Source organism: Halomonas sp. E14, assembly GCF_052568415.1.
The window spans coordinates 115,037-137,418 of the sequence record NZ_CP199423.1 but is presented as its reverse complement, the minus strand read 5'-3'; the positions used below and the strand labels follow the sequence as shown (position 1 = coordinate 137,418).

The window sequence follows — 22,382 nt, the reverse complement described above, 5'->3', positions numbered from 1 at the left end:
ATGAGCGACAAGAACGACCACATCAAGGACCTCAGCCGCCGGAATTTCCTGCGCAACAGCGCAGTGACCGGCGTGGCCGGGGCCAGCCTGGCGGGCGGTTTCGGCGCCGGCGCCCTGGTCCGCAGCCGCCCCGCCGAGGCCGCTGCCGGCAACGGTCACGAGGTCGCCCCGGGCGAGCTCGACGAATACTACGGCTTCTGGAGCGGCGGTCACTCCGGTGAGGTGCGCATCCTCGGCGTGCCCTCCATGCGCGAACTGCTGCGCATTCCGGTATTCAACGTCGACAGCGCCACCGGCTGGGGCATCACCAACGAGTCCAAGCGCGTGCTGGGGCCGAATGCGCCGCTCAACGGCGACACCCACCACCCCAAGGTGAGCTACACCGACGCCCGCTACGACGGCCGCTGGTGCTTCATCAACGACAAGCTGAACACCCGCGTCGCACGTATCCGCCTGGACATCATGCGCGCCGACAAGATCGTCACCATTCCCAACGTGCAGGCCATCCACGGCCTGACCCTGCAGCGCGTGCCGGAGACGCGTGACGTCTTCGCCGTGGGCGAGATGATCATCCCGCTGCCCAACAACGGCCAGCACCTGGACGACCCGAGCCAGTACTGGACCATGATCACCAAGCTCGACGCCGCCACCATGGAGATCAAGTGGCAGGCGATCGTCGACGGCAACCTCGACAACTGCGACACCGACTACACCGGCCGCTTCGTCGCCGCCTCCTGCTACAACTCCAGCCGCGGCATGACCCTGCCGGAAATGATGGGCCCCGAGCGCGACTGGACGGTGATCTTCGACGTGCCGGCCATCGACAAGGCCGTTGCCGAAGGCCGCCACACCACCATCGGCGACTCCGCCGTGCCGGTGGTCGACGCCCGCGAGCAGGCCCACGAAGGCCGCAACCCCTTCGCGCTCTATATCCCGACCCCGCGCAGCCCGCACGGCGTCAACACCGCGCCGCCGGAAGGCAAGTACTGCGTGGTCAGCGGCAAGCTGTCGCCGACCTGTACCGTGATCGAGTGGGCGCGCGTCGGCGAGTGGTTCGACGGCGGCCTGTCCGACCCGCGCGACACCGTGGTGGCCGAGCCGGAAGTGGGCCTGGGGCCGCTGCACACCACCTTCGACAACCGCGGCAACGCCTACACCTCGCTGTTCCTCGACAGCCAGGTGGTGAAGTGGAACATCGAGGATGCCATCCGCGCCTACAACGGCGAGGAAGTGAACTACATCCGCGACCGCATCGACGTGCACTACAACATCGGCCACCTCAAGGCCTCGCTGGCCTGTAGCCGTGACGTCGACGGCAAGTACCTCACCGCACTGTGCAAGTTCTCCAAGGACCGCTTCCTGCCGGTCGGCCCGATGCACGCCGAGAACGATCAGCTGATCGACATCACCGGCGAGCAGATGAAGCTGATCCACGACGGCCCGACCTACGCCGAGCCGCACGACGCGCTGATGATCCGCGCCGACCAGCTCAACCCGGCGCAGGTCTATACCCGCGACGACCCCTACTTCGCCGAGACCGTGGCCATGGCCCGTGCCGATGGCGTCACGCTGGAGACCGACAACAAGGTCATCCGCGACGGCAACAAGGTGCGCGTCTACATGACCTCCGTGGCACCGAACTTCGGCACCACCGAGTTCCGCGTGAAGAAGGGCGACGAAGTCACCATCGTGGTCACCAACATGGATACCATCGAGGACGTCAGCCACGGCTTCGCCCTGGTCAACCATGGCATCAACTTCGAGATCCACCCGCAGCAGACCTCTTCCGTGACCTTCGTCGCCGACAAGCCCGGCGTCCACTGGTACTACTGCAGCTGGTTCTGCCACGCGCTGCACATGGAAATGTCTGGCAGAATGCTGGTAGAAGCCTGATGTAACCTGGCCGGCCCTGCGGGGCCGGCCACCGTAATGCCCCGAGGTGACCGTGGTGACACGTACTGTTCTTTCTCTCCTGGGTGGCTGCAGCCTGCTGTTGACGGCGACCTTCGCCTTTGCCGAGCTGCGCATCGCCCCCAACGACGGTCCTCTCCAGTCTCATATCGATGCCGCCTCGCCCGGCAGCGAGCTGATCCTCGCCGAAGGCACGCACACCGGCGGCATCCTGATCGACAAGTCCTTGACCCTGCGCGGCGAACCCGGTGCCATCCTCGACGCCGAGGGCCATGGCGACGTGATCCGGGTAACCGCTGCGGACGTGCGCATCGAAGGCCTGACTCTGCGCAACTCCGGCTTCAACCTGACCGACATGAATGCCGGCGTCCATGCCGAACGCGGCGCACATCGCCTGCACCTCGAAGCCACCCGCATGGAAAACGTCGCCTTCGGCGTCTGGGCGTGGCATCTCGACGAACCGACGCTGATCGGCAACCAGTTCTCCGGCAACACCGCCGTGCGCTCGCAGGACCGCGGCGACGCCATCCGCCTGTACAACATCAGCGGCGGCCTGGTGGCCGACAACGACGTACGCGACGCCCGCGACGCCATCTACGTCGATACCAGCCGCGACCTGGTGTTTCGCAATAACCGCCTGCGCGACTCGCGCTTCGGCATCCACTACATGTTCACCCACGGCGGCAAGATCGTGGGCAATCACACCAGCGGCACACGCGCCGGCTATGCCCTGATGATGTCGCGCGACCTCGAGGTGGTGGGCAACCGCTCCGAGAACGACATGAACTACGGCATCCTGATGAACTACGTGAACTACAGCACCATCGCCGGCAACCACATCAGCGGCATCACCGCCTGGCACGGCCCCGCGGGCAGCGAGCACGGCGTGACGCTGGGCGCCGACGGCAAGGCGCTGTTCATCTACAACTCGCAGAGCAACGAGATCGTCGGCAACCGCCTGGCCGACAGCGAGCTCGGCATCCACCTGACCGCCGGCTCCGAACACAACCGCCTCTACGGCAACGCCTTCATCAACAACCGCCAGCAGGTCATGTACGTGGCCACGCGCACCCAGGAGTGGTCCCACGCGGGGCGCGGCAACTACTGGAGCGACTACCTCGGCTGGGATCTCGACGGCGACGGCGTCGGCGACACTCCCTACGAGCCCAACGACGCCGTGGACCGGCTGCTGTGGCGCTTCCCCGAAGCCAAGCTGCTGATGCACAGCCCCGCGGTGGTCGCACTGCGCTGGGTGCAGCGCCAGTTCCCCATCTTCCGTGCCCAGGGCGTGCAGGACAGCGCCCCCCTGATGCGCACCCCCGACCTTGCAGAGGCCCACTCATGAAGCCGGTCATCGAATGCCATGGGCTGACCAAGCGCCATGGCGAGCTCACCCGCCTCGACGCCCTCGACCTGACCGTACAGGAGGGCGAGGTGTTGGCCCTGCTGGGCCACAACGGCGCCGGCAAGACCACCACCATGAAGCTGATCCTGGGCCTGATCTCACCCAGCGCAGGCACGCTCTCGGTGCTCGGCGGCGCCCCCGACGGCCCCCATGCCGAGACCCTGCGCCGCCACCTGGGGTACCTGCCCGAGAACGTCAGCTTCTACGAGCAGCTCAGCGGGCGCGAGGTGCTCGCCTACTTCGCCCGCCTGAAGCGGGTCGACCGGCAACAGGTCGACACCCTGCTCGAACGGGTCGGCCTGGGCCACGCCGCCAAGCGCCGGGTCAAGACCTACTCCAAGGGCATGCGCCAGCGCCTCGGCCTGGCCCAGGCGCTGCTCGGCGAGCCGCGCCTGCTGCTGCTCGACGAGCCCACCACCGGCCTCGATCCCGCCGCCACCCGCGACTTCTACGAGACCGTGCGCGAGCTGCGCGAGCGCGGCTGCACCGTGCTGCTCTCCTCCCACGTGCTGCCCGGGGTGGAGCCCTACATCGACCGCGCGCTGATCCTCGGCGCCGGCCGCCGCCTGGCGCTCGGCAGCCTCGACGAGCTGCGCCGCGAGGCGGCGCTGCCGCTGACCATCCGTGCCAAGGGGCAGTGGCAGGGCATCGACTGGACCCGGGGCTGGGACGACGACAGCCACATCGCACCGCGCCACCTCAACGGCTGCGCGCTGGAGCTCGGCGTGCATCCGTCGGCGAAGATGAGCGCCCTGCGCCGGCTGACCGGCACTCCCGGCGTCGAGGACATCGACGTGCTGCCACCGACCCTGGAGCATCTCTACGCTCACTTCTCGGCGCCCGTGGCCGCCGCCTCCACCTCTGAGACGCGAGACCGCTCATGAACGCTACCCTGATCGTCGCCCGCAAGGAGTTCCAGGACGGCCTGCGCAACCGCTGGGTGCTGGCCATCGCGCTGGTGCTGGCCGCCCTCGCGGTGGGCATCGCCTGGTTCGGCGCCGCCGCCAGCGGCGGCATGGGCTTCACCTCGCTGGCCACCACGGTGGTCAGCCTGTCGACCCTGGCGGTGTTCCTGATTCCGCTGATCGCCCTGCTGCTGGCCTACGACGCGGTGGTCGGCGAACAGGAGGCAGGCACCCTGCTGCTGCTGCTCACCTACCCGCTCAGCCGCACCGCGCTGCTGCTGGGCAAGTTCCTCGGCCACGGCCTGATCCTCGGCGCCGCCACGGCGCTCGGCTTCGGCATCGCCGGGGTGGTGATCGCCTTCGCCGCCGATGGCGTGGTAATCGGCGACCTGGTCGCCAGCCTCGGCTTGCTGATCCTCAGCAGCGTGCTGCTGGGCTGGGTGTTCATCGCCTTCGCCTACCTGATCAGCGTGTGGGTCAGCGAAAAGGCGCGCGCCGCCGGGCTGGCGCTGGGCGTATGGTTCCTGTTCGTGATCGTCTTCGACCTCGGCCTGCTGGCGCTACTGGTCAGCGTGCAGAGCGGCGGCGACTGGCTGCCGTGGCTGCTGCTGCTCAACCCCGCCGACGGTTTCCGCCTGATCAACATGGTCGGCTTCGAGTCCGCCCAGGCCTACACCGGCGTGACCGCCATCGCCAGCAACGCCTCTTTCCACGCCGGCTGGCTGATGCTGGTGCTGGTCGGCTGGATCGTCGCCCCGCTGGGGCTGGCCGTGCTGCGCTTCCGCCATCATTCGGCCTGATCGGGCTCGCCAACCGGAGATTCACGATGATTCGCACGCCTCCTGCCCGCCCGCTTGCCTTCGCCCTGGCCCTGCTGCTGGCCGGCTGCGGCGACGGCGACGCGGACCGCCCGCTGGCGCCGGCCCAGCCGATCACCGACGGCGACAGCTGCCACGTATGCGGCATGCTGATCGCGGACCTGCCCGGCCCCAAGGGCCAGGTCTACCTGACCCGCGACGAGGCGGTGCGCAAGTTCTGCTCCACCACCGACATGTTTGCCTTCCTGCTGCAGCCGGAGAACGAGAATCGCCTGAGCCACGCCTGGGTGCATGACGTCGCCGTCACGCCCTGGAGCCGCCCGGCCGACGACGCCTATATCCTGGCCAGCGAGGCCTGGTACGTGGTGGGCCACGACCAGCGCGGCGCCATGGGCCACACCCTGGCCTCGTTCCGCGAGCGCCACCATGCGGACGCCTTCCGCGACACCCATGGCGGCGAGGTGCTGGCCTTTGGCGACATCGACCTGGCCCTGCTGACCGACCTGGCCCGCGCCGACGCCAGCATGCAGCCCGGCACCGGCAACGGCATGCACGGCGGCGGCATGCACGGCCACTGACCCAGCGACACAGGAGGCTGCCATGCCCACGCCCTTCATCCTGACCTTCGTCCTGCTGCTGAGCCTGACGGGCCATGCGGCCCACGCCGAGGCAACCGGGTCCAACACCGCAGCGTCGCCCGCGGCGCTGCGCGGCGACCCCCAGCAAGGCGAGGCCATGGCCAAGCTGTGCACCAGCTGCCACGGCCACCAGGGGCGCAGCGTGACCTCGCGCTACCCCTCCATCGCCGGGCTCGATGAAGCGCATATCGTAGAGCGTCTCAAGGCCTTCCAGGCCGGCGAGAGTGGCCACCTGATGGCGAGCATGACCCGCGGGCTGAGCGATCAGGATATCGCTCATCTTGCCGCTTACTATGCCGGCCTGTCGCCACGCGGCTGGCCGTCGACGAACCCCGCCCCCGCGGCAAACGACTGACCGTCGCGGCGGGGTCGGCGCCGGGCGATACGGGTGCTACCATCCGTAGCCTGTCGACCAGGAAACCGGCCATGACCCACCCCCTTCCGCCTTCCCGCCCGCTGTGCGGCGCCGTCCGCCGCAGCGTCGCCGCAGGGCTGCTGACAGCCCTGCTGGCGGCCAGCCCCGCGCAGGCCACCAACTACAACATCAGCGAAGTCGAAGCCCATGGGCGCTGGCATTCGCTGGTCCTGTCGCTCGGCGACGAACGCCACTTCCGCGCCCTTGAGCAGCACAGCTACAGCGACTCCATCCTCAGCCTCAACTACACCGCGGGCGTGTGCGACCTGCCGTGGCTTGAGGTGCGCGTCGAGCTGGCCGAGCACCAGCCCGAGAGCCGCGTGGCCAACCTGGTGCCGGGGGACCTGCGCGTCGACTACGCCACCATCCACAGCGGCGCGGCCGAGTTCATCACCCAGCGCGGCGACAACGGCTTCTACGTCAACTTCTACCTCGACACCCAGCCCCTGCTGATTGACGAGATGCGCAACGGCGAGACCCTGCGACTGCGCTTCGATCGCGGCGATGAGGACTACTGGTTCATGAGCTTCGACCTGGCGGGCGCCGGTGCGGCCATCGCCCGCGCCGAGCGGCTGTGCGAGGCGGCGCGCTGATGGCGGTGCTGCTGTTCCGGCTGACCCAGGTCTCGGAGGAGGAGGCCTGGGAGGTGCGCCGGCTGCTCGACGAGCACGGCTTCGACACCTACGAGACCCACGCCGGCTTCTGGCGCCTGGGGGTGGATGCCATCTGGCTGCGCGACGCCTCGCAGCAGGAGGCGGCCCGCGCGGTGCTCGACCGCTACCAGGCCGAGCGGCGCGAACGCATCCAGCGCGAGCACGCCGGCCGGGTCGAGCGCGGCGAGGCACCCACGCTGTGGCGGCGGCTGCGCCACCACCCGATCCAACTGCTGCTGGTGGCGCTGGCGGTGCTCGCCGTCCTGGCGCTGACCCTGCTGCCCTTCCTTGGGCTGATCGAGGGCTTTAGCGGCCCGTCCTGATAGCCTCACCTTCGCCGGGGCGGGCCACGCCTGCCCCGGCGAGGCGGCTCAGAAGCGGGTGGTGAGGTTGGCCCAGACCATGCGGCCTGGCTCGTTGACGCGCTCGGTGGCCAGCATCTCCGTGGTGCCGCGCTGGATATGCTCGGCATAGGTGCGATCGAACAGGTTGTCGACGCCCAGGGTCAGGGTGGTGGTGCCGAACAGCTGGCGCCCCGCGTAGGCCGAGGCGGTGGCGAACCCGGGCGTTTCCCCGATATCCAGGCTGTAGATGGTGCCCTGCCCCTCGGCGATGCGGTCCTGACGCATCACACCGCGCAGCAGCACCCCGCTGAAATAGGCGTTCTGCGCATAGTCGAGCCCCAGGGTCGCCTCCAGCGGCGGCGTCTGTGCCAGCGGCCGGGCGTCGGTGTCGTTGTCGCTGCGCACCCAGGCCAGGCTGGAAGTGAGGTGCCAGCTATCGTTCAGGCGCAGGCGCATGTCGGCTTCCATGCCATAGGTGGTGGCGTCCACGTTGCGCACCCTGCCCTGCCCCGGCCTTTCGTCGATCAGGATGTAATCGTCGTACCAGCCGTAGAACAGCGAGAGGTTGGCGCTCAGCCGCTCGCCGTTCCAGCTGGCCCCGCTGTCGAGCTGGGTCAGGGTCTCGGGGTCGATGTCGAAGACCCAGCGCCGCTCCCAGTGATCGCCCGCCCGCTCAGCGCGCCCGACCCCGGCGAACAGGCTGAGCGGCTGCGGTTCCAGCGCATGCTCGTAGCGGGCGAAGCCGCTCCACAGGGTGGCGCGCGACCGCTCTCCAAGGCCGGCATCGGCGTAGAACCCAGGGGCGGCGTCGGTTCCCGTCAGCGACTCGACCTCGGCCCGGTCGACGCGCAGGCCAACGGTAACCCAGCTGCGCTCGGTCAGCTCCTGTTCCACCTCGGTGAAGACTCCCAGATCGGTGAATTCGGCGTTGCGGCTGCGCTCCCGCTCGCGGTAGTCGACGCCGCCGCGGTTGCTGTGGCGGTTCTCGGCGTAGTCCATGCCCACCGCCACCTGGGTGGTCGGCGCCAGCTCAAGCTCGGCGGCCAGGCGCCCGCCCAAGGTTCGGCGGTCCGGGTTGCCCAGCCGCAGCAGCGGCTGCCCCTGGGGATTGGTCGGCGGCGCCTTGAGAGTGAAGTTGTCCATCACGTGATCGATATAGCTATAGAAGAGCTGCGCCTCCACCTCGCTCAGCCACGGGGTGAGGTGGCGGCGGCTGGCGCTCAGGGTGTAGCCGGTGCGGTCGAACCGGGTACCGTCGAGCGGACGCCCGTCGTCGTAGGCCGCCTCGGCGTCGCTGCGGTCGTAGGCCAGCTCGATGCGGGTGTCCGCATCAGGAGTCCAGCCGGCGATGGCGGTGCCGCTCCAGCGGTGGTACTCGGAGCGCACCGTGCTGCCGTCGCCGTCGCGGTAGTCGTCCTGGTCGGAGAGGGTGCCGATCAGGCGTACATAGCCCGCCTGGCTGCCGGCGGTCAGGTCGGTGACCAGGTCGAAGCGGTCGTGGCTGCCCAGCGTGGTGCTGGCGAACCCCGCCACGCCGGGCTCGGTGAGGCTCGGCTTGTCGCGCTCGAAGCGCACCACCCCGGCCGGAGCCGCACCGTAGCGCACGCTCTGCGGGCCCTTGACGATCTCCACACGGTCGTAGGCCTGGGGGAAGATATAGGCCGTGGGCGGGTCCATGCGCCCGCCGCAGCCGCCCAGCACCTGGCTGCCATCCGCCTGGATGCCCAGCCGCGAGCCGCCCAGGCCGCGCAGCTCGGGGTCGCCGCTGGTGCCGCCCTTGCGGCTTACGGTAAAACCGGGAATCGACTTGAGGAAGGCGCCGCCGTCCTGGGCCGGCAGCGGCAGCCGCGGCGTGCGGGAATCGGTAGTGACGGTATAGGGGTCGCTCATGGCCGGCGCGGTGATTACCATGGTCGACAGGGCCGGCGAGGCGAGCGGCGCCGAGGTTTCCGCCAGCGCCACCGGCGCGGCGGCCAGCGAGGCGGCAACGGCCAGGCCGGTGCGGCAAAACGAAACGCGATGAGTCATTGTGCTTGGTTCCCAGTTGTCATGATCCGGGGAGGTTCCCCGCACCGACAAAGCAAGAACGAGGCCAGCAGCGCACCTGGGGCCGCCTTGCGTCCGGCAAGCCACGGCGGGGGCGGGCTGCCCGCCCTTCACCCGCCGCAGCAGACCGTCGCCGACCCTAGCCGACCACCGCCGCCTGGGGGATCCCACACAGCCGGTGCGGCATTTGCCACAGTGCCAGGCGCGGCCCGGGCGCGGCGGAACGCGGCTCGGCAGGCGCAGCGAAGGCGCGACCAAAAAGAAGAGGCCCGGCAGGGCCTCGAAGGAACGCAACGGTTACCTTTGCTTGCAGCTTGCGTGCCAGCCGGGCAAGGCCCGGGAATCCTGAGCCAAGCCCTTGATCCAGCTCATGGCTGCGTCGCTATGCCGCCCCCCGGGCGGCTCCGTGCGCGGCGGTTCACGTTACACTTCCACACTCAGCGCACGGGGCCGGCCGGCCCCGTGCCGATACGCTTGCGAGGGAGAGATCGGGCCGATGCCGGCGGAATGGACCGTTGCCTTCCTGCTTGGGCTCTTGAGCAGCACCCACTGCCTGGGTATGTGCGGCGGGATCGCCGGTGCGCTGACCTTCGGCCTGAGCACGAAGATCCGCCAGCGCGCGCCACGCCTGATGGCCTACAACCTGGCCTACAACAGCGGTCGCATCACCAGCTACGCCGTGGCCGGCGCGCTGGTGGCAGCCGGCACCGGCTGGCTGGGGGGCTGGGTGGGCACGCCCAACCGGCTGGTGATGAGCACGCTGGGGGCGCTGTTCCTGGTCGCGGTGGGGCTGCATATCGCCGGCTGGTTCCCACGCTTCTCACGCATCGAGTCGCTCGGCCGCCCGCTGTGGCGGCGGCTGGAGCCGCACGGACGGCGGCTGCTGCCGGTGCAGCGCCTGCCCCAGGCCTGGCTGTTCGGCCTGATCTGGGGCTGGCTGCCCTGCGGGCTGGTCTACTCCGCGCTGCTCTACTCGCTGACCACCGAGTCGGCCTGGCGCGGCGGGCTGTTCATGCTGTTCTTCGGCCTCGGCACCCTGCCCATGCTGTTCACCGTCGGGGTGATGGCCAGCCGCGTAGCCGCCGCGCTGCGCCGCCCCTATGTGCGGCGGGCGGCCGGGCTGATGATCGTTGCCCTGGCCCCGGTGCCGGTTTGGATCACTCAGGGAGGTGTGGCATGAGGCAAGCCGACGCGACCGCCGACGCCGACGCCATGGTCGGCGAGGCCGCAGCCTTCCAGGCGACGCTGCGCGCGGCACGGCTGGTGGCCGCGACCGACGCCACCGTGCTGATACTGGGCGAGAGCGGTACCGGCAAGGAGCTGCTGGCTCGCCTGGTGCACCGCCACAGCCGCCGGGCGGCGCGCCCTTGGGTCACGCTCAACTGCGCTGCCATCCCGCTCGACCTGGTGGAGTCCGAACTGTTCGGGCACCGCCGCGGCGCCTTCACCGGCGCCCATGCCGACAAGCGCGGCCGCATCCAGCAGGCCGACGGCGGCACCCTGTTCCTCGACGAGGTCGCCGAGCTGCCGCTGGCGGCACAGGCCAAGCTGCTGCGCTTTCTGGAGAATGGCGAGTGCCAGGCGCTGGGCGCCGACCGGGTAGAGCAGGTCGACGTGCGCGTGCTGGCGGCCACCCACCGCGACCTGCACGCCCAGGTCGAGGCCGGCGCCTTTCGCGCCGATCTGTTCTACCGCCTGCACGTGATTCCGCTGGAGCTGCCGCCGCTGCGCGAGCGACGCGAGGACGTGGCCGCGCTGGTCGAGCGCTTCCGCCACGAGCTCGCCGCCCGCCACGGCGTGCCGGCTCCCGATTTCACCGCGCCGCTGCTGCGCCAGCTCGGCGAATACGCCTGGCCGGGCAATGTCCGCGAACTGCGCAACCTTGTCGAGCGCTGCGTGGTGCTGCTGCACGGGCAGCGGCTGGCGCCGGGCGACCTGCCCGCCGGCTGGCTCGGCCAGGCCTCGCCTGCGCAGCTGCGTGCGCGGGCCGCCTGGCAGCTGCCCGCAGAAGGGGTGTGCCTAGAGACGCTGGAGGGACAGCTGATTCGCCAGGCGCTGGCCCAGACCGAGGGCAACCGCAGCCGAGCGGCGCGGCTGCTCGGCCTAACCCGCGATACCCTGCTCTATCGCATGAAGAAGCATGCCATTCACTAGTCCTGCCATGCGTTGACCTGTCATGCGTTGACCTGTCACTCGCTGACACCTGTCAGGAAACACCGCCGCCAGGCGGTAGCCGGCGTCTTTCGGCGGGCCCAAGCGAGGGTGGGTGACGTTGGCTATGACGGGTGCGCTCGGCCCGCCGCATCGGGCGGCGGGACCGTCAGCAGGGGTTGGCTCAGTGGCCAATGGCCTCGCGCAGCTGGGGCGGGAGGTCGAGCTCGACGTCGGCGTCGAGCGGCGCCAGCTCGCGGGCGTACCACACGCGCCCGGCCTCGATGCGGCTGAACATCTGGAAGGCAACCTTGTCGCCCGGCGCGAAGGTGGGAGCGGGCTCACCCTCGGGCAGGCGCAGGTGCATGCGCATGGCCATCATCACCTCGGGAATCGCCTCGTGGGCGATGGTGACACGCTCGTGGTCCGGCTCGTAGCCGAGGAAGATACCGCGCACCGGGTGCGGGCCTGTGCCCTCGTTCGCCATGGCGGCATGACCATGCGCCTGATCGTGTCCATGGCCGTGGCCGTGGGCCGAGTGCGACGGCTCGCCATGCGCGGCCAGGCTCAGCAGCGAGGCCGCCAGCAGCACCGTGACTGCCTTGATCTTCATAGTGTCTCCTCACAAGAAAGGCCGCCCTCGTGAAAGGGCGGCCGGACAACGTCATTGCGATGCTCAGCGCAGCAGCTGAGTATCGAGATACTCCACCGAGAGGTAGTCCTCGAACGCCCACAGCCGCACGAAACGACCGCGCTGCTGCAGTTCACTGCCTTCACCGCCCCACATGGTGAGGCTGAGCGGGGGCTGCGGCATGTCCTCCTTGAGCTGCTCGAACCACCAGTCGGCCATCTCCGTCTCCCACGGCTGGCCGTAGCGGGCCTCGAGCTGCGCCTTCACTCGGTCGAAATCCTCGACCTCGGGGTAGAAGGCCACGACCAGCGCCAGGCGATCCCGCCCTGACGGGAACACGTAGCGCAGGTCGGTCTCCGGTTCGTCGGCGGCCTGCAGCTCGCCGTCGATGATAAGGTCGCCTTCATCGGTTTCCACCACCGAGACGTTGACCACACCGTCCTCCTCGAGGCGGGCCATGACCGCCTCGGAGGTCATGCCGAAATCGGCGCTGCGATAGCCGGTCATGGTTTCCGCCGCCGCCGCGGGACCGGCCACAGCCAGCGCCAGCGCCGTCAGCAGCCCGCCAAACAGCGCTGCGGGTTGAAAGGTCATCGCCATGCGTACTCCTCTTGGGCCACTCGGGCCCAGGCTTTCAGTTGTCTTCCTCAGCACCCACGACACGGATCACGCCCACCATCCCGCGGTTCTGATGGGGCTGACAGTAGTAGTCGAAAGTGCCCTCCTCATCGAAGGTACGCTCCCAGCTCTCCTCGGGGAAGAGTCGCCCGGATGCGATCTCCTCGTCGGGGAAATAGATGTCGTGGTTGGAGCGACGCTCGGCGTTGACCCAGCGCACCGTGGTGCCGACGGGCACCTCCAGCTCGTCGGGCTGGAAGCGGTTGTTGACCATCTCGATCTCGACCACCTTGCCCTCTGTCGCCGCCTTGTCCTGGTCGTTCTCGCTGCCGGCCTGGGCCACCCCGCTCAGCAGCAGGGTGGCCAGCAGGCTGGTACCAAGGGTAGTCAGAAGCCGTCTATGCGTTTGCATCTCTTCTTACTCCTCTGGTGCCTGGCGCGTCACCGAGTGACGCGCGTGGCATTGATTTCCACTCGATCCTCATCGAAGTCGCCGGGCAGGGTCGCATCGAAGGCGAGGCCGAACTGCCAGGAGACATGATGGAAGCGAGAGTCGGCGTGGTCGTCGTGCAGCGCCACGTTGAAGCTGTACTTGCTGTCGGTGGAGAGCGGCTTGTCACCTTCCTGGCCGGTGCGCAGTGCACGGGTCAGGTAGGCGGTCCACACCCCGTCGACTTCCTCGGCGCTGAACACGATCGCCTGGCTGTCGGCGAAGTGACGCTCGTCGAGAATATAGCCGGACTCGGTGGAGCCATCGCCACTGTTGAAGCGAGCCACGTCCAGGTAGACGCCGGCGCCCAGCAGCTCGGCGATCTCCGCCTCGTCCTTCAGCTTGTCCCAGCCGCCGCGGGCGGCGCCGCGGCGTCCGCGAATCTCGATCTCGCTGCGGCTTTCGCTCAGGTACTTGGTCACCCCGTTGCTGCTCATGAAGTCGAGTCGCGCGGCCAGTTCACTGGCAGCCAGCGCTTCCGCGTCGGGCGCATCCGGCATGTAGGCGGAGTCGTGGTGACAGCTGGCCCAGCAGCCGCCACGGTCGGCCATGTCGACGCGCTCGTCGGCGAAGCTGACGGTGAGCTTCATGGGGTTGTTGGGGTCCATCACCCCGCCTTCGATGAAGGGCAGCGGTGCGTGCTCGCCGGCCTCCCACTGGAAGCGCATGAACAGGTAGTCGTCGTCGAACGAGGCCTGCACGGTCATTGGCACATGGCCACGCTTGTTGCCCAGGTCATAGGTCTCGATCTTTTCGGCGCTGGTGGCCAGCGCGCCGATCTGCGCTTCCTCGCCCTGGTGACACCAGACACAGCGATCGCCGGCGCTGAAGGCGCGGCCGCCGCCGTGGGCGCTGCCGTCCTGGATCCACTCGATGGAGGCCTGGCCGGGCAGGAACAGGGTGATGTCGAGGACCGGCACGTCGGACCAGTCGAGCGACGAGGCGATATCGCCCTCGGCGGTAACGGCCTCGCCCAGCTCCTCTGCTTCGAGGGGCATCTCGGGCTCGCTGCGTCCGGCCACTTCCTCGGTCTCGTCTTCCGCGAAGCGCGAGGCCCATACCGGCGACTCGTCCCAATCCTCGGGCAGCTTGTGGGCGATGCCCTGGTGACACTCGATACAGGTGCGGCCCTGCTCGAAGGCGCGGGCATGTTCGCGCGATGCGCGCGGCGCCTGCTGCTCGAGGTCCATGGCCGACCAGTCGTGGCAGTTGCGGCACTCACGCGAATCGGTACGCAGCATCGAACGCCACACGTTCTCGGCCAGTTGGAGACGCTTGCCCTCGAACTTCTCCTCGGTGTTGATGGTCCCCAGCATCCAGTGCCATACCTCGCGGCTGGCCTCGATCTTGCGGATCATCTTCGGCCCCCAGGCATCGGGCACGTGGCAGTCGGAGCAGGTCGCGCCAACGCCGGTGGAATTCTTGTAGTGGGGCCGGTCCAGGTACTCCTCGTGCACCCAGCTCATCTCGTGACAGGCCGTGCTGCAGAACTTGAAGCTGTTGGTGGCCTCCATCACGGTGTTGAAACCGCCCCAGAACAGAATGCCGGCAACGAAAAAGACCACGGCGGCACCTAGCGAGGCCCCCATGATCGTTAACTTGCGCCAGTTACGTAGACGCTCCCCCATGATGTCAATCTCCCCAAAATGTCATGACACGAGCCTTGTGCTAATCCGAGATGTCGCCTTGGCTATGGTTGTGCTGTGGCCCCTTGCCCAGCCGCTCCAGGCCCCGTCTGACCAGGCGTGGAGCGGCTGGAGAAGGGGCCGAGGCCCTGCGAACAGGGCCTCGGCGGTGCGACCGAAAATCAGCCGATGTGCTTCTTGCGGTTGAACACGTTGAACTTGCCGGTCGGCGTGTTCAGGTTCTCGATGACGGCCTTCACTTCGAGGGTCTTGTCGTCGTAGACCACGATGGCGCCATCGTCCTGGTGGCCGCGGCCACGAGCCCAGATGGAAACCCACACCTCGGTACCGGTCTGGTCGTATTCCATGTGCACGGCCACTGCATCATGCTCGACGGGACGGTCGGCAACATGAATCGGAGTCAGCTCGCGGGTCTCCTTGTTCATGACCATGACCCACTGGTTGACGTCGGCCTCCGGGTGCATGGCCTGGTCGATCCAGACGTGCGGGGAATCCGGATGGCTGCGCACGAACAGGCCAGGACCGTCGGTCTCGACGCTGCCGCAGATCTCCCACGCCTGGTCCGGATGACCTTCGGGGTCGTTGCCCCAGAATGTCATGCGGCCTTCGCCCAGGTGAGTGGTACCGGCGACGGGGCCACACTCGGGGTCGATCCAGTTGGCGCCCGGGCCCGGGTGCGGGATCTGCCCGGTGTTGAGCATGCCGACGCGCTTGCGGGTTTCGGTATCGACGAACACCATCAGGTTGCTGAAGTTGGCAGCAATCTGGAAGTAGCGGCCGGTCGGATCGAAGAAGCCGTCGTGCAGGAACTCGGCGGTCTCCATCTGCTCGATGCGCAGGTTGTCGATGTCGCTGTAGTCGACCTGCCAGACCTGACCGGTCTCCTTGACGTTGACCAGGAAGCTCGGCGCGTTGGGCGTGTTGTACAGCGCCGCCACGCGAGCCTCGTGGACGTAGTTGCCTTCGGTGTCGTAGCCGCGGGTGGAGACGACTTTCAGCGGCTCCATGGTCTCGGCATCGGCGATCACGAAGTGCGGCGGCCAGTAGGCGCCACCGATGACGTACTTGTCCTTCCACTCGCCGTAGTGGGACACCGCCACGTCGCGGGCGTCGATGCCGATGAACACTTCGGCGGTGACCTGCGGCGGATCCATCCACAGGTCGATCTTGGACAGACGGCCGTCACGGCCCTGGACGTACCAGAAGCGGCCGTCGGAGCTCTCCTTGGCCACGTGCACGGCATAGCCGGTCTCGGCCTCGGTGACGAGCTCCTTGGTGTCGCCGTCGATGATGCCCATGGCGCCACGGTCACGCAGGATGGTGACCATGAAGTTTTCCCAGTTGCGATCGTGCTGGGGCTCGGTCGGCCACTCTTCCTGCGGCACCACGATGCGCCAGGTCTCGCGGATGTCGGACAGCGACATCTCGGGCGGCTCTTGCGGGGTCTGCTGGATGTAACGGGCGATCAGCTCGATCTCCTCGGGATCGAGGATACCGTCGAAGTTGTTCATGCCGCCTTCGGTACCCAGCGAGATGATGCTCTCCAGGCGACGCTGGCCCAGCTCCTGGGTGGTCTGGGGCAGCAGGTTGGGGCCGGTGGCGCCCTTGCGCAGGGTACCGTGGCAGCCCGCACAGCGGGAGAAGTAGATCTGTCCGGCGCGCTCCAGCTCCTCCGCGGACATTTCGGGTGCCGCGGCGTGGGCGGTACCCATCATGGCGGCCAGCGGGAAGCTGAGGGCGAAGATCCCCTTGGTCAATGCTCTCTTATACATAACGTGCCTCGCTTGGTTTCCCCTTCGGGTAATGGCTGGCGGGTGCCTCTGCATGATCTTTTTTCTGCGCTGCCAAGGGACCATGGCCAGCCACCCCCCACCTGGGGCTAGTAGAGCACCTTTGCCGCGGCTCTCACTTGACCACTGTCAATAGAAGTATTCTGGAGTTGACTTATGTCACAAGAGGGTTCGAGAAAAGTTGGCGGAGCGTAGATAGCATTTAGAAGCGCTCGGCCCGGCCTGGGGCCGGGCGGATATGGAGGCGCGGAGAGGCAGCGACGGCCTTACCGGCAGGGGCTGAACATCCCGACCCCGGCGGGGCTGGCCATGCCGTTGAGCGGGGTAGGCAGCGGCCCGGGGTCGCCGCCGGCATTGGCGAAGCGCCGCAGCGCCGAAACGTCGTCGACCTGAACGCAGTTGCGCTCGCAGCTGACACCCACCTCCTTGAGGCGTGCCATGGCCCGCGAAAAGCTCTCCGGCTTCATGCCCAGGCGTCCGGCGATCAGCAGCTTGTCGCAGGGCAGGCAGACCAGGGCCTGGTCGGCGTCGCAGGGGCACAGCGAGACGATAAAAGCGGCCAGACGCTGATAGGTGGGCTGATTGATCAGCTGATCGAGCTGGCAGACCAGGTAGCGCAGCATGCCGGAGAGGTTGGCCAGCAGGTTGAGCGCCAGGCCGTGATTCTGTTCCAGCGTGGTGAGGAAGTGGTCGGCGGTGAAGATCAGCAGCCGGGCGTCTTCTGCCACCGCCGCGTTCACCGGAAACCCCAGCCGGTCGAACATGGCGGCCTCGGCGAAGGATTCGCCGCGGGTGAACAGCCCCACCATGCATTCGTTGCCGTCGGGGCTCTCGCGGAACAGCTTGATCCAACCGCCCAGCACCACGTAGAAGCGATCCGCCGGCTCGCCCTCGGAGAACAGCAGGGTGCCGCGTCGATAGCTGCGCTCCAGCGCCCCGCTGGTCAGTAGCGCCAGGGTGTCGTCTTCCAGCCCGGCAAACAGGGGGACCTGTCGAACGGCCTGCAGGGCTTCACGACTCAACGGCGATTTCATATCCGCCTCCTCACCTTCAGGTCATATATAGGGTCATCCGTCACGATCCACGCCCACCTGCAGCAGGTTGTTGCGGATCACATCGGCTTCGGGAGAATCTTGCGGCAGCTGGAGCAGCAGGCGCTCCCAGTGCGCTCGGGCGCCGGCGAAGTCGGCCTGGGCATAGGCCAGTGACCCGGCCAGCCACAGCCCCTGGACATGCTCGGGATCGATGGCCAGCGCCTGCTCGATCAGCATCTGGGGCTCGCCGACCAGGGTGCCGAGGCGCTCGGCCATGACATCGGCGTAGCGGGTCAGCAGGTCGGGGTCGCGGTCACCGCCATGCAGCATGGCCTCCTGGTAAGCCCGCTCGGCAGCTTCCAGGTCATCGAGGAAGACCAGCGTGCGACCCAGCAGCACCCAGCTGTCGAGATCGTCGGGCTGCTGCGCCAGGCGCCCCTGCAGCTGCTGCGAGAGGCGCTCGAACTCCCGCTGGAGCTGGGCCTCGGTGGCTGCCGGCGGCTGGGCGGCCGCCGCCATGTCGCCCGGCGGCAGCTGGGTGGCGAAGACCTCCTTGGCATGCCCCACCGAGAGGTAGATCCCCAGCGCCATGAACGGCAGCACGGCCAGGCTGACGAAGGCGGCGGCGCCGGCGACACGCCTGGCGCCGGTGCTCTCGAGGCGCGGCTGATCGGGGGCGATGGCGCCGCTGTCGAGCAGCTCGCGTTCGAGGTCGGCCAGGGCGATCTCGTACTGGGCCTGGGTCAAGGTGCCCGTGGCCAGATCCTGAGACAGCTCGCGCACGCGGTCACGGTGCACCCGCAGGTTGACCTCGCGGCGCGATTCACCCTCGTCGCGCTGCGGCTCGCGCAGCAGCGGGTAGAGCACGAAGCCAAGCGCGGCCAGGCACAGCAGCAGCGCGGCAAGGAGAAACAGTCCGTTCATCACGACCTCCAGGTCAGCCGTCTTGGCGGAGCCGCTCCAGCATGGCGCGCTCCTGGGCGGTGAATTCGGGGCGCTGGGCCATGCCGCGCCGGCCGATGACGATGCGCCACCAGGCCAGGCCGCCTACCAGCAGCAGCAGGAAGGGGCTGGCCCACAGCAGGTAGGTATTGGCCTGCAGCGGCGGCCGGTAGCGCACGTAGTCGCCATAGCGCTGGACCATGAAGTCGACGATGGCGTCGGCGCTGTGGCCAGCGAGGGTCATGTCGTAGACGCGGCGGCGCATGTCGGCGGCCAGCTCGGCGTTGGACTCGTGGATGGTCTCGCTCTGGCACACCGTGCAGCGCAGCTCTCTCACCAGGGTGTCGTACTGGCGCTTCTGGGCGTCGCTGGCGAATTCGAGCGGCTGGCCGATGGCCACCGCCATGGCCAGCCCCGCCGGCAGCAGCATCAGCAGTAGCGCGAACAGCAGGCCAGCGCGTCTCACTGGGATAGGTGTCATGACTGGGCCATCCTCTTCTCCTCGCGCTGCCGCTGCTCGGCACGCAGCTTTTCCACCAGCGGCAGCACTTCATCGAGCAATAGCTGACGGCTGAGCGGACCGATGCGCTTGTAGCGAATCACCCCGTCGGCATCCAGCACGTAGGTTTCCGGGGTGGCATAGACGCCCCAGTCGATGCCAGCATCGCCGCGCGGGTCATAGGCAATGGTGCGGTAGGGGTTGCCGCTGACGCCGAGATAGCGCAGCGCCGCGTCGCGCTCGTCGCGGTAGTTGAAGGCGTGAATGGGAATGCCGCCGGCAGCCAGCTCCATCAGCAGCGGCTTCTCGGAGCGGCAGGTGCTGCACCAGGTGGCCCAGACGTTGACCAGCGATACCTCGCCGATGAAGTCCTGTTCGGTGATCAGGCGCTCGGCGTCTTCCAGCGCTTCGAGAGCGAAGGCCGGCGCCGGTTTGCCCACCAGCGGCGACGGCAGGTCGCGGGAGTTCATGCCAAGCCCAATGAACAGCAGCCCGAGCAGCGCCACCGTGGCGGCGAGGGGAAGCAGCAGGCGCAGTTTCATCACACGGCCTCCGGCGCGGGGCCGGCCATGCGGCCGGGCTCAGGCTGGGTGCGGGTGGCGCGCCGGTCGGCCAGGCGATAGCGCTTGTCGGCGGCCGCCAGCAGCCCGCCCAGGGCCAGCAGGATGGCACCCGTCCACATCCAGAACATGTAGGGCTTGTAGTAGAGGCGGAAGCTCCAGGCATCGCCCACCAGCCGTTCGCCCAGCGAGACATAGACGTCGCGGGTCGCGGCGCGGTGCAGCGAGGCCTGGTTCATGGGCATATGAGCATGGGTCTCGTAATAGCGGCGCTGCGGCGTCAGCAGGGCCACCGGCCGGCCGTCGCGGGTGACCTCGACCACCGCCTGGTCGGCCTCCCAGTTGGGGCCCTGGACGGTTTCCATGCGCAGCAGGGTGAAGTCGAAGCCGGCCGCGGAGGCGGTCTGGCCCGGCTCCATGCGCACGTCGCGCTCGACCTCGTAGGTGTTGACCATGGCGATGGCCACCACGATCAGCGCCAGCCCCACATGGGCCAGGTGCATGCCGAGGAAGCTCGGCCGCATGACCTTACGCAGCCGCGCGGCCAGAGGTTGGCGCGCCGAGCCCATGCGCTTGTGCATGTCCAGCAGCGCGGTGAGGATGATCCAGGCCGCCAGCATCAGCGACAGCGCGGTCATGGGTCGCCAGGCGCCCAGGGTCAGCGGCCACAGCCCGCCGGCCACGACGCTAACCGCCAGCACCCAGCGCAGCTGGCGGAAGGTCTGCGCGGGGTTGGCCTGCTTCCACATCACCGACGGCCCGAGGCCGATCAGCAGCAGCAGCGGCAGCATCAGCGGGGCGAACACCGCGTCGAAGTAGGGCGGGCCCACCGAGATCTTGCCCAGGCCGAAGGCATCCAGCGCCAGCGGATAGAGGGTGCCGATGAACACCGCGGTGCAGGCCACCGCCAGCAGCACGTTATTGGCCAGCAGCAGCGACTCGCGCGAATACCAGGCAAAGGCGCCGCCGAGCCCAACCCGCGGCGCGCGCCAGGCGTAGACGGTCAGCGAGCCGAGAAGGGTGAGGGTGAGCATGCCGAGAATGAATACGCCGCGCTCCGGGTCGGTGGCGAAGGCGTGCACCGAGGTGATGACCCCCGAGCGCACGATGAAGGCGCCAAGCACGGTCAGGGCGAAGGTGATGATCGCCAGCATCAGGGTCCATACCTTGAAGCCGCCGCGCTTCTCGCTCACCGCCAGGGAGTGCATCAGCGCGGTGGCAGTGAGCCAGGGAAGGAAGGAGGCGTTTTCGACCGGGTCCCAGAACCACCAGCCACCCCAGCCCAGCTCGTAGTAGGCCCACCAGGAGCCCACCGCGATGCCCAGCGTGAGGAACACCCAGGCCACCGTGGTCCAGGGGCGCGACCAGCGCGCCCAGGCGGCGTCGAGCCGCCCGCCGAGCAATGCCGCCATGGCGAAGGCGAAGACCACCGCGGTGCCCACGTAGCCCATGTAGAGCAGCGGCGGATGCAGGATCATGCCCGGGTCCTGCAGCAGCGGGTTCATGCCGCGGCCATCCACGGGGCCCGGCACGATGCGCTCGAAGGGGTTGGAGGTGAACACGGTGAAGGCAATGAATCCCACGCCGACCATGCCCAGCACGGCCAGCACCCGGGCCAGCATCTCGCGCGGCAGCGACTGGCTGAAATAGGCCACAGCGGCGCCCCACGCTCCCAGGGTGAAGACCCACAGCAGCAGCGAGCCCTCGTGCCCGCCCCACACCGCGGTGACCTTGTAGATCATCGGCTGACCGAGGCTGGAGTGACTGGCCACGTAGCGAACGGTGAAGTCGCTGACCACGAAGGCCCAGGTCAGGGCCGCCAGCGAGAGCGCCAGAAAGACGCACTGCCCGGTGGCCAGGAAACGTGCCGTTCGCATCAGGCGAAGGTTGCCCTGCTGCGCCCCCACCAGGGGCAAGACGCTCTGTGCCAGCGCCAGGCATAGCGCCAGGATCAGCGCAAAGTTACCGAGTTCCGCCACCATGGGCTGCCACCTCCTGCCTTCCCCGGCGCGGATCAAGTACCAGGCGCCGGTCGCGAGTCGTTCATGACCGAGGTGCTTGGCTACGTTGGAGGGTAGGGAGAAGCTGCCTCAGCCGACATGTCTGCATGGTCCGGCGAATGCGCTATAAAAGCCATACTCAGTACTTCTTTTCACCGGGGGGTTGTGACCCATGTCAAACAAAAAAGCGCCAAGCCCCGCCACGCCCCGGTGAAGGGCGTTTACGACTGACAGCGGCAGCGTCTGGACGTAAGCTAGAAGCCTCGTCCCGTGCACAACAGGAGCTCTCCGTGCTGAAGCGAACCCTACTGACGCTGCTCGTCGCCGGCAGCCTGCCGCTCACCGCCACGGCCGACACCGACCAGGCCGACGTGCTGCTGCACACCAGCCACGGCGTCATCGCCATCGAGCTGTTCCAGGAGCAGGCCCCCGAGAGCGTCAACAACTTCCTGACCTACGTGCAGGAAGGCCACTACGACGGCACGATCTTCCACCGCGTGATCGACAACTTCATGATTCAGGGCGGCGGCTTCGACGAGGACTTCCGCCAGAAGCCGACCCGCGCGCCGATCACCAACGAGGCCGACAACCGGCTGAAGAACGAGCGTGGCACCCTGGCCATGGCACGCACCGGCGATCCCCACTCGGCCACCGCCCAGTTCTTCATCAACGTGTCCGACAACGCGTTCCTCGACCATCAGGGCACCCATTCGGGCCAGGCCTGGGGCTACGCAGTGTTCGGCCGCGTGGTGGACGGCATGGATGTCGTCGACGCCATCAAGCGAGTGCCTACCGGCAACCGCGGCCCGTTCCAGGACGTGCCCCGCGAGCCCGTGGTCATCGAGCGCGCCGAGCTGAAGTGACACGCCCACACGCAGCGAGGCCC

General features: G+C 68.1%; 22 protein-coding genes. 11 read left to right on the top strand and 11 right to left on the bottom strand.

Annotated elements, in window-relative coordinates; translation table 11 throughout:
* From nosZ to ACT7B3_RS00610, 8 genes are all read left to right on the top strand, one after another.
* Positions 1-1,893 (top strand): TAT-dependent nitrous-oxide reductase, encoded by a 1,893-nt coding sequence (nosZ, locus tag ACT7B3_RS00645; protein ID WP_445156519.1) that lies wholly within the window; start codon positions 1-3, stop codon positions 1,891-1,893.
* Between the two features lie 55 nt (positions 1,894-1,948).
* On the top strand, positions 1,949-3,256 hold the full coding sequence (locus ACT7B3_RS00640; RefSeq protein WP_445156518.1) for a nitrous oxide reductase family maturation protein NosD: 1,308 nt from the start codon (positions 1,949-1,951) through the stop codon (positions 3,254-3,256).
* The gene (locus tag ACT7B3_RS00635) at positions 3,253-4,200 is read left to right on the top strand and encodes an ABC transporter ATP-binding protein (protein WP_444678768.1); all 948 of its coding nucleotides are present in this window, start codon (positions 3,253-3,255) and stop codon (positions 4,198-4,200) included. Before ACT7B3_RS00640 ends, ACT7B3_RS00635 begins: the two co-directional genes overlap by 4 nt.
* Positions 4,197-5,021: an ABC transporter permease gene (locus tag ACT7B3_RS00630; RefSeq protein WP_444678769.1), complete on the top strand. Its 825-nt coding sequence runs from the start codon at positions 4,197-4,199 to the stop codon at positions 5,019-5,021. Before ACT7B3_RS00635 ends, ACT7B3_RS00630 begins: the two co-directional genes overlap by 4 nt.
* A 26-nt stretch (positions 5,022-5,047) precedes the next feature.
* Positions 5,048-5,617 (top strand): nitrous oxide reductase accessory protein NosL, encoded by a 570-nt coding sequence (locus ACT7B3_RS00625; RefSeq protein ID WP_445156517.1) that lies wholly within the window; start codon positions 5,048-5,050, stop codon positions 5,615-5,617.
* 22 nt (positions 5,618-5,639) lie between these two features.
* The gene (locus tag ACT7B3_RS00620; RefSeq protein WP_444678771.1) at positions 5,640-6,032 is read left to right on the top strand and encodes a c-type cytochrome; all 393 of its coding nucleotides are present in this window, start codon (positions 5,640-5,642) and stop codon (positions 6,030-6,032) included.
* A gap of 71 nt (positions 6,033-6,103) precedes the next feature.
* Positions 6,104-6,685 (top strand): hypothetical protein, encoded by a 582-nt coding sequence (locus tag ACT7B3_RS00615; protein ID WP_444678772.1) that lies wholly within the window; start codon positions 6,104-6,106, stop codon positions 6,683-6,685.
* Complete coding sequence (locus ACT7B3_RS00610; protein ID WP_444678773.1) at positions 6,685-7,068, top strand: DUF6164 family protein; 384 nt, start codon at positions 6,685-6,687, stop codon at positions 7,066-7,068. The genes ACT7B3_RS00615 and ACT7B3_RS00610 overlap by 1 nt, the downstream gene beginning before the upstream one ends.
* Positions 7,069-7,116: 48 nt before the next feature.
* Here the strand turns inward: ACT7B3_RS00610 and ACT7B3_RS00605 are convergent, their stop codons facing one another.
* Positions 7,117-9,117: a TonB-dependent copper receptor gene (locus tag ACT7B3_RS00605; RefSeq protein ID WP_445156516.1), complete on the bottom strand. Its 2,001-nt coding sequence runs from the start codon at positions 9,115-9,117 to the stop codon at positions 7,117-7,119.
* A 514-nt stretch (positions 9,118-9,631) separates the two neighbouring features.
* On the opposite strand from ACT7B3_RS00605, the gene ACT7B3_RS00600 reads away from it, so the two are divergent.
* Together ACT7B3_RS00600 and ACT7B3_RS00595 are read left to right on the top strand one after the other, a co-directional pair.
* Entirely contained in the window at positions 9,632-10,315 is a 684-nt protein-coding gene (locus ACT7B3_RS00600) for a sulfite exporter TauE/SafE family protein (RefSeq protein ID WP_445156515.1), read from the top strand.
* Positions 10,312-11,289, top strand: coding sequence for a sigma-54 interaction domain-containing protein (locus tag ACT7B3_RS00595; RefSeq protein ID WP_444678777.1), 978 nt, complete (start codon positions 10,312-10,314; stop codon positions 11,287-11,289). The genes ACT7B3_RS00600 and ACT7B3_RS00595 overlap by 4 nt, the downstream gene beginning before the upstream one ends.
* Before the next feature lie 181 nt (positions 11,290-11,470).
* Here ACT7B3_RS00595 and ACT7B3_RS00590 read toward each other — a convergent pair whose 3' ends face one another.
* The 10 genes from ACT7B3_RS00590 to ACT7B3_RS00545 form a co-directional block, all read right to left on the bottom strand.
* On the bottom strand, positions 11,471-11,899 hold the full coding sequence (locus tag ACT7B3_RS00590; protein ID WP_444678778.1) for a copper-binding protein: 429 nt from the start codon (positions 11,897-11,899) through the stop codon (positions 11,471-11,473).
* Positions 11,900-11,962: 63 nt separating this feature from the next.
* Complete coding sequence (locus ACT7B3_RS00585) at positions 11,963-12,517, bottom strand: hypothetical protein (protein WP_444678779.1); 555 nt, start codon at positions 12,515-12,517, stop codon at positions 11,963-11,965.
* A 34-nt stretch (positions 12,518-12,551) separates the two neighbouring features.
* Positions 12,552-12,947 carry a cupredoxin domain-containing protein gene (locus ACT7B3_RS00580; protein ID WP_445156514.1) on the bottom strand — a complete coding sequence of 132 codons (396 nt, stop codon included), beginning with the start codon at positions 12,945-12,947 and terminating at the stop codon, positions 12,552-12,554.
* Positions 12,948-12,976: 29 nt separating this feature from the next.
* A complete protein-coding gene (locus ACT7B3_RS00575) occupies positions 12,977-14,653 on the bottom strand; it encodes a NapC/NirT family cytochrome c (protein WP_444678781.1) in 1,677 nt (558 codons plus the stop codon).
* 179 nt (positions 14,654-14,832) lie between these two features.
* The gene (locus tag ACT7B3_RS00570; protein WP_444678782.1) at positions 14,833-16,443 is read right to left on the bottom strand and encodes a cytochrome D1 domain-containing protein; all 1,611 of its coding nucleotides are present in this window, start codon (positions 16,441-16,443) and stop codon (positions 14,833-14,835) included.
* A 284-nt stretch (positions 16,444-16,727) separates the two neighbouring features.
* Positions 16,728-17,495, bottom strand: coding sequence for a Crp/Fnr family transcriptional regulator (locus ACT7B3_RS00565; protein WP_444678783.1), 768 nt, complete (start codon positions 17,493-17,495; stop codon positions 16,728-16,730).
* Between the two features lie 33 nt (positions 17,496-17,528).
* Entirely contained in the window at positions 17,529-18,419 is an 891-nt protein-coding gene (gene ccmI / locus ACT7B3_RS00560; RefSeq protein ID WP_445156513.1) for a c-type cytochrome biogenesis protein CcmI, read from the bottom strand.
* Positions 18,420-18,432: 13 nt separating this feature from the next.
* Positions 18,433-18,918: a cytochrome c-type biogenesis protein gene (locus tag ACT7B3_RS00555; RefSeq protein WP_444678786.1), complete on the bottom strand. Its 486-nt coding sequence runs from the start codon at positions 18,916-18,918 to the stop codon at positions 18,433-18,435.
* Positions 18,915-19,478 (bottom strand): DsbE family thiol:disulfide interchange protein, encoded by a 564-nt coding sequence (locus ACT7B3_RS00550; protein WP_445156512.1) that lies wholly within the window; start codon positions 19,476-19,478, stop codon positions 18,915-18,917. The genes ACT7B3_RS00555 and ACT7B3_RS00550 overlap by 4 nt, the downstream gene beginning before the upstream one ends.
* On the bottom strand, positions 19,478-21,478 hold the full coding sequence (locus tag ACT7B3_RS00545) for a heme lyase CcmF/NrfE family subunit (protein ID WP_445156511.1): 2,001 nt from the start codon (positions 21,476-21,478) through the stop codon (positions 19,478-19,480). The genes ACT7B3_RS00550 and ACT7B3_RS00545 overlap by 1 nt, the downstream gene beginning before the upstream one ends.
* Positions 21,479-21,828: 350 nt before the next feature.
* Here ACT7B3_RS00545 and ACT7B3_RS00540 point away from each other — a divergent pair, with 350 nt between their 5' ends.
* Positions 21,829-22,359 (top strand): peptidylprolyl isomerase, encoded by a 531-nt coding sequence (locus ACT7B3_RS00540; protein ID WP_445158818.1) that lies wholly within the window; start codon positions 21,829-21,831, stop codon positions 22,357-22,359.
* Positions 22,360-22,382: the final 23 nt, after the last annotated feature.

Bases quoted from the DNA above. Each gene is read 5' to 3' on its own strand.
- nosZ (WP_445156519.1), top strand. From the start codon at position 1: ATGAGCGACAAGAACGACCACATCAAGGACCTCAGCCGCCGGAATTTC.
- ACT7B3_RS00635 (WP_444678768.1), top strand. From the start codon at position 3,253: ATGAAGCCGGTCATCGAATGCCATGGGCTGACCAAGCGCCATGGCGAG.
- ACT7B3_RS00630 (WP_444678769.1), top strand. From the start codon at position 4,197: ATGAACGCTACCCTGATCGTCGCCCGCAAGGAGTTCCAGGACGGCCTG.
- ACT7B3_RS00625 (WP_445156517.1), top strand. From the start codon at position 5,048: ATGATTCGCACGCCTCCTGCCCGCCCGCTTGCCTTCGCCCTGGCCCTG.
- ACT7B3_RS00620 (WP_444678771.1), top strand. From the start codon at position 5,640: ATGCCCACGCCCTTCATCCTGACCTTCGTCCTGCTGCTGAGCCTGACG.
- ACT7B3_RS00615 (WP_444678772.1), top strand. From the start codon at position 6,104: ATGACCCACCCCCTTCCGCCTTCCCGCCCGCTGTGCGGCGCCGTCCGC.
- ACT7B3_RS00610 (WP_444678773.1), top strand. From the start codon at position 6,685: ATGGCGGTGCTGCTGTTCCGGCTGACCCAGGTCTCGGAGGAGGAGGCC.
- ACT7B3_RS00605 (WP_445156516.1), bottom strand. From the start codon at position 9,117: ATGACTCATCGCGTTTCGTTTTGCCGCACCGGCCTGGCCGTTGCCGCC.
- ACT7B3_RS00600 (WP_445156515.1), top strand. From the start codon at position 9,632: ATGCCGGCGGAATGGACCGTTGCCTTCCTGCTTGGGCTCTTGAGCAGC.
- ACT7B3_RS00595 (WP_444678777.1), top strand. From the start codon at position 10,312: ATGAGGCAAGCCGACGCGACCGCCGACGCCGACGCCATGGTCGGCGAG.
- ACT7B3_RS00590 (WP_444678778.1), bottom strand. From the start codon at position 11,899: ATGAAGATCAAGGCAGTCACGGTGCTGCTGGCGGCCTCGCTGCTGAGC.
- ACT7B3_RS00585 (WP_444678779.1), bottom strand. From the start codon at position 12,517: ATGGCGATGACCTTTCAACCCGCAGCGCTGTTTGGCGGGCTGCTGACG.
- ACT7B3_RS00580 (WP_445156514.1), bottom strand. From the start codon at position 12,947: ATGCAAACGCATAGACGGCTTCTGACTACCCTTGGTACCAGCCTGCTG.
- ACT7B3_RS00575 (WP_444678781.1), bottom strand. From the start codon at position 14,653: ATGGGGGAGCGTCTACGTAACTGGCGCAAGTTAACGATCATGGGGGCC.
- ACT7B3_RS00570 (WP_444678782.1), bottom strand. From the start codon at position 16,443: ATGTATAAGAGAGCATTGACCAAGGGGATCTTCGCCCTCAGCTTCCCG.
- ACT7B3_RS00565 (WP_444678783.1), bottom strand. From the start codon at position 17,495: ATGAAATCGCCGTTGAGTCGTGAAGCCCTGCAGGCCGTTCGACAGGTC.
- ccmI (WP_445156513.1), bottom strand. From the start codon at position 18,419: ATGAACGGACTGTTTCTCCTTGCCGCGCTGCTGCTGTGCCTGGCCGCG.
- ACT7B3_RS00555 (WP_444678786.1), bottom strand. From the start codon at position 18,918: ATGACACCTATCCCAGTGAGACGCGCTGGCCTGCTGTTCGCGCTACTG.
- ACT7B3_RS00550 (WP_445156512.1), bottom strand. From the start codon at position 19,478: ATGAAACTGCGCCTGCTGCTTCCCCTCGCCGCCACGGTGGCGCTGCTC.
- ACT7B3_RS00545 (WP_445156511.1), bottom strand. From the start codon at position 21,478: ATGGTGGCGGAACTCGGTAACTTTGCGCTGATCCTGGCGCTATGCCTG.